The following is a 5,502-nucleotide window of genomic DNA, read 5'->3' as shown; positions in this document are numbered from 1 at the left end:
GATTCACCTTCATCGATGTCAAACTGTAATTTTGTGAAAGCTTCGACTGCTAAATATACTTTTGGCAATCATTTAAAGCCAATAAATACAGCAGCTGATGTCACGCCAGCCAACATAGAAAAAATATAAAAGAATAAAGTTAAATATAAAAAGCAATGAATCCTCATTGTTTTTTTTTTGCTTAAAACTTGCACAATTCCTCCAACAAAGAATTAAGCCGACATTAGTCGGCTTAATTCCTCCTTACGTGCTATTTTAATTATGATCTCGAGATTAAAGATTTGGATAGATAATTATTTTTTCAATTAGTAAAGGAGTTTCGATATGAGAAAAGTATCTAGTGTAACGCCAAGTTTGAAATATGAATTGAATGGTCTCCATCAGGTAGTTGTTCAAAAAGGTAATGTAGCAACTAAATATATATATGCGTTGCAGCAATTGGCCAAAGGTACAGATACTGTAGTTTATAGAGCAAGAAAAGATGGATTTAATGCACAATTTACAAAAGGCGAAAAGCATTTTCGGTTATTTTTAAAGGGTGCTAAAAAGAGTGGTACAGCAGGTTCTCATACACAAACTTGGGAATATGCTGGACCTAACGGCAATGGTGAGTGGTTTATTGGTACAAAACCTAAAAAACTTTCAAGCTCTAAATATTACTGGGCTACTCAAATAGCAAGGGTAAAATTTCAAAATAAAAAATATACGAAAAATACACAGATGCCTAGGTTGTCAGCTCTTAATAGAGCAGGAGCAGGCTATGATGATAATGTAGTTTATCCAGGAGTTAATTTGCTTAGATCCGAAGCTGCGGTTTCTCCAAATTATCTAGATATGTTGATTGTTACTATTGATACAAGTGGAACGGCTCATTTTGGTTTCTACTCAGTGAATGAAATTAATAAAGCTCTCAATGGTGGTCCTACAAATTATCCGCTTGATCAATTTCGTTGTTCTTATGCATTTAAAATTGAGAATTTTACATCTGCTGTTGGATCAATTCAGGGCTTTGATATAGACGATAAAAAAAATATCTATATTTCAAGTGAAGCTGCACCTAAAACAGATGATGTAGGTCAAGGGGTAGCTCAAGATCGTTATATTTATAAAATACCTTATGGTTATCAAAAACTGCCGAATGGATTAGTGGATTGGAATAGCACAGAGAACTGGCATAGAATTAATTTGAATGCTAATAATAATGATCACAATAATGGTTCAGTCTTAGATCGGAGTAAATTTGTTACTGAGTTTGAAAGTATTCAAGTAATTAATAAAAATGATGCATATTTAACGGTCTCATATCATGACGCAACTACATTAAAGACTTTGCACAGTAGAATTTATGAAATTACTTGGAATGACCCAGAGTAGTAATAAGTTTTATAAATAGATCATAAAATATTTAAAAGTCTCAAACAGCTCACTTACTGTTGAGACTCTTTCTTTTATACAAACCAAAATAGCAAGGAGGAATATGCATAATGTATAAAAAACTGATAATTTTGCTAACCTCAACTGCCTTTTGTGGACTCGTTTCAATGCTAATCAATTTTTATCAGTGGCATGTAAAAACAAGAAATACTGCAAATGATAAAGAACGGCGACGATTATATAACGAAGTAAAATACTATCGTACAAAGTTTCTTAATGATGAAAATGAAATTGATCATTTAAAAGAAAAAATTCGTAAATTAAAGGCAGCACAATTTACTACTGTCAAGGAGAGAAGTGATATTGATGGATAAATTAACGTCTATTTTACAATTGTTAAGCACGCTAGCTGTAATAATTGCGTTTATTCTTGTTGGTATTTATCCATATATTAAAGAACGTAATAAATCTTTAGCAGATAAGTTAGATGTATGGTATAAGCTTGCTCAAGTTTTAGTTAACGAGGAAGCTATTAAAAGTGAGAAATCTGGTGCAGATAAAAAACAGACAGCTACTGATACATTAATGATCCAAGCAAAAAAGTTAAAAGTACCATTAACCAAGAATGTGGCTGCTGGATTGGTACAAAATGCTTATAATCAAACTAAAACAAGACGTAGTTGAATGCCTACAAAGCAGATTTAGCAAATTGCGTAAATCATACAAGAACTTAATGAGCAGGTAGTTGAATTATATAATTTATTAGATTAATGATAATTAGCCATTAAAACACGCTGGCAGCAATTTGTTGTTAATCTAGAAAGCTTTTAAGCTTGATAGAATACTACTCTCAGTCTAAAAGACTATTAATTTTAAAAAAATTAGTAGAATTTGATATTTCTATGGTATGATTACTTTAACAAGCAAATAAAATGCCTTGATTGCCAATAAGGACAATCAAGGCATGAAAAAAGCTAATCTCAAACTTTTGCAGGGTAACAGATTAGCTTCATCAATTAAATTAAGTATAACAAAAATACTTAAAAATTCAAGAGATGAAGTTAAAAAGACCTTCGAGTTAAAAGATTAGCCCGGAGGTCTTTTCCGTTATCAAGCGAACCAACAGGACAAAGTTGAAAAAAGGGACAGGTTTAATAGAGCCATTTCAAGTAATAAATCTATTTCCGAAAGCACGTAACGAATGCAGTGGGGCAAGTGGCGGTGACGACCAGCAGTTAAGCGAACCAGGTCAGGGCGGTACAGACGACTACTGTCTGGTCAGAATTACTCATGCGTAAGGCGAGCAGGCAGCAGTGGAACATACGGCAGTAGCAAGGACAGAACATAGTACGAGGTACTATTGGCTGGGGTTAGCATATGGCGTTGCCCAGACCTTCAGATCATATTTTGGAGCGACAAAAAACAACGGCTCGGCTACTGTGCAGGGCGTTTTTTAGCTTAAATGTATGCTGGTTCTTTGTGACCAGATTAGTAACCAACAATCGACAAAGCGGTTAGTTAGATAGTTTCTTCTCCTTATCGCAAGGGGAAATTACCTAACTAACCGCTTTGCGGTTATGTTAGGTACCTTATGGGGCCAGTGTGCCCACTGCAGGGAACAGTAATTGGCAGTTTAGGTTAATTATTTGATCTTGTTTTAGGTTTAGGTGGAGCAGCTGGCGTAGTAGATTTTGGTTCAGCAGTCTTTCATGGTTTATTTGCAGGTTAGGGTGTCGAGTAGTGTTTTAGTTTTGCTTGTAGGAGATTAACCTGGTTCTTGATGTTGATTTATATTGGTCGTTCGTTGTCATTTATCGGATTAGATAAAGTTGTTTTGTTACCTATATCTTGGAATTTCACAAATTTTTAGGAAAGAGCATAAGGAGAACTGCTATCACTTACTTAACGTAAGGTGATAGCTTGGCGGTGCCAAGCGTTTTCTAACAGCAGCTGCCTGCTAGCACTTTTTTTGCGAAATATCCCACCGTGGGACTGTTGCAAACGCTGGTGTAGAGCCAAAAGCCTCATCTGGGTTTGTGAAAGGGATCTGATAGTCCCAAAATGGGATTGTTAAAAACCCTGGTAGAGCAACATTCTCACGAAGGTAAAAATTACTTCTAAAACCGTATTTTGGTTTTATTGAATGCCAGGCTCGCTTTAGATGTAATGGAGAGCGGGGGGGTAAAAAATAAAAGTAGGCGAAATAGTTGAGGAATGATTTTGTCTACTTTTAAAAAATTGGGACAGTCATTTTTGAGCAAAAAGGGAAATGATTTTGGCAGGTAAATCACACAGCTTATCGTCAAGAAGTCGTCCATTTGGTGGAAAATCAGGTGTAAGTATACCCGAGGACGACAAAACGGCTCACAGGGGCTAATAGGGGCCAAATTAGGCAAATTAAAATAAAGCTTAAATTATTGTATAAAAATAGCACTAGGATTAATTACTAGTGCTATTTTGGACTTTTAAATAACTTTAAAGGTAATTCCAATTACTCCAAAATCCAAGGAGAATAAAAATTATCATTATAATAATTAACGATGCAATTCCAGCTATAACTTTTAACTTTCTTTTACTAATGTTAACTTTGGCATTATTAGCCAAATATTCGTTAGCGAACATTGTAAATGTGGAAAGTATAATAAACCATAGCCTCCAAACTCCACCAGACCTTGAACGAATGAAAATCGGACTGAGAGTAGTGATTGATGTTATCAAGAAAAACATTATCGTTAAATAATATTTATTAGTTAACTTTTTCATTGCTTATACCATATTAGCAGGCAAGACCTGCTCCTGTCCAAATAGCTCCTAGACCAACACCAACTAATGCTGCTCCTATACCCGTAGCTCCTGCAGCCACAGATCCAATTGCCCATCCAAGACTGGTAGCAGTACCAGCGCCGGCCATTGTCCACGAACAAGCCTTATGATGCCTAACTTTTCTTAAAAGTGGATTTTCATAAGTAAATTCATCTGGGTGATTTTTAGCATATTCATTAACTTTATCTAATGCAGATTGTACATCTTCTACAGTTACTTTAAGATTAGTTCGCTTTAAAGATTGTGCTAGATAATCTTTATCTACAATTTTGACTTGGGCAACGCCGGATGAATCCGGATAAGTAATCAGAGATCCTTTGATAGCAGCATTAAGAGTTTCAGTTTCTGCTTTGGTTAGCTGATTGCTCGTTGCTGTTGATTGAGCAGGAGTAATTGTTGTTGCAGATACTGTTGTAGCTGGTACTGCGAGCATCGAAACGCACACAGCAGTTGATGACAGTAGGGTTATTAAATGCTTCATATTTATTTCTTCTTTCTATAATTAAAATAAAAGTTTCAAGCTTTTATTTTTTGCTGATTATAATAATAGCTCTGGTTTGCAATAAAATCAATAAAAAATTAATATAGAAATATATAAAGGGGCAATAATTATGAAAAAGGCATTTATCAATGTGGTTATTTTGATACAGTTAGGTCTATCTGTGCTTAATTGTAATTTTCAAGATACAAAAGCTGCTGAAATTGATGATACTGAACATGTTGGATATAGAGATAACAGTGAATTAGTGTTGCGATATCAAAATACAGAGTATCAAAAGGCTACCAAAACTTTTATTAAAATTTCTCCTAAAAAAATAAATAAATTACTTGATAAAAAAAACAAAAGAGTCATTTATGTATTTTGGGGAAAAGCCTCTTGTCCATACTGCAGAGCTTTCGTCCCTGGATTAGCAAAGCTTAGTAAAAAAAGGAAAATAAAAATTTATTACATAAATACTGAAAACACAGATAAAGATAAGTATTTAAAAAAAGAACGAAAAAAGTATAAAGTTGGAAGTGTTCCAACTTTAATAAAAATTAAAAACAAAAGACATTTTAAAGTGTTTGATCGAGGTAAAAGTACTTTGAATCAATTTTTGACAAAAAATTATTGATACGTGCAGTTTTTAATGATTAGTTTGAAAAAGCATATTTATCTAAAATGATTTTAATTGGTCTAATTGTGAAATTATCAGGTAACGAAAAAAGGGAAGGTTGATTTAACAGCCTTCCCTTTTGCTATACGGCTTCAAATTCACAAACATTTTTTTGCTGCAGTTTGAAGCCTTGTAGCACTAAGTTTCG

6 protein-coding genes are annotated in these 5,502 nt (G+C 34.1%); 5 read left to right on the top strand and 1 reads right to left on the bottom strand.

From position 1 onward, the window contains the following. Positions 1 to 324: 324 nt before the first annotated feature. From LDM92_RS09625 to LDM92_RS09610, 4 genes are all read left to right on the top strand, one after another. Complete coding sequence (locus LDM92_RS09625; protein ID WP_046333027.1) at positions 325 to 1,374, top strand: helveticin J family class III bacteriocin; 1,050 nt, start codon at positions 325 to 327, stop codon at positions 1,372 to 1,374. Positions 1,375 to 1,484: 110 nt separating this feature from the next. Further along, positions 1,485 to 1,748, top strand: a complete 264-nt coding sequence (locus LDM92_RS09620; RefSeq protein ID WP_038521153.1) for a hypothetical protein — start codon at positions 1,485 to 1,487, stop codon at positions 1,746 to 1,748. Then, positions 1,741 to 2,058: a phage holin, LLH family gene (locus tag LDM92_RS09615; protein ID WP_038521156.1), complete on the top strand. Its 318-nt coding sequence runs from the start codon at positions 1,741 to 1,743 to the stop codon at positions 2,056 to 2,058. Before LDM92_RS09620 ends, LDM92_RS09615 begins: the two co-directional genes overlap by 8 nt. Before the next feature lie 629 nt (positions 2,059 to 2,687). After that, on the top strand, positions 2,688 to 2,831 hold the full coding sequence (locus tag LDM92_RS09610) for a hypothetical protein (protein WP_158593833.1): 144 nt from the start codon (positions 2,688 to 2,690) through the stop codon (positions 2,829 to 2,831). 1,319 nt (positions 2,832 to 4,150) lie between these two features. On the opposite strand, the gene LDM92_RS09605 is transcribed toward LDM92_RS09610, so the two are convergent. Continuing rightward, entirely contained in the window at positions 4,151 to 4,678 is a 528-nt protein-coding gene (locus LDM92_RS09605; protein ID WP_122028983.1) for a hypothetical protein, read from the bottom strand. A gap of 130 nt (positions 4,679 to 4,808) precedes the next feature. Between LDM92_RS09605 and LDM92_RS09600 the strand changes: the two genes are divergently transcribed. After that, on the top strand, positions 4,809 to 5,312 hold the full coding sequence (locus LDM92_RS09600) for a thioredoxin family protein (RefSeq protein ID WP_052726935.1): 504 nt from the start codon (positions 4,809 to 4,811) through the stop codon (positions 5,310 to 5,312). The last annotated feature ends 190 nt before the right edge of the window (positions 5,313 to 5,502 follow it).

The organism is Lactobacillus laiwuensis (genome assembly GCF_019972835.1).
In the GTDB taxonomy this organism is placed as follows: Bacteria; Bacillota; Bacilli; order Lactobacillales; family Lactobacillaceae; genus Lactobacillus; species Lactobacillus laiwuensis.
Note: the sequence above shows the minus strand (reverse complement) of the source record. Positions and strands in the feature narration are given on the sequence as shown.

Coding starts and splice junctions, on each gene's coding strand:
- LDM92_RS09625 (WP_046333027.1), top strand. CDS start 325: ATGAGAAAAGTATCTAGTGTAACGCCAAGTTTGAAATATGAATTGAAT.
- LDM92_RS09620 (WP_038521153.1), top strand. CDS start 1,485: ATGTATAAAAAACTGATAATTTTGCTAACCTCAACTGCCTTTTGTGGA.
- LDM92_RS09615 (WP_038521156.1), top strand. CDS start 1,741: ATGGATAAATTAACGTCTATTTTACAATTGTTAAGCACGCTAGCTGTA.
- LDM92_RS09605 (WP_122028983.1), bottom strand. CDS start 4,678: ATGAAGCATTTAATAACCCTACTGTCATCAACTGCTGTGTGCGTTTCG.
- LDM92_RS09600 (WP_052726935.1), top strand. CDS start 4,809: ATGAAAAAGGCATTTATCAATGTGGTTATTTTGATACAGTTAGGTCTA.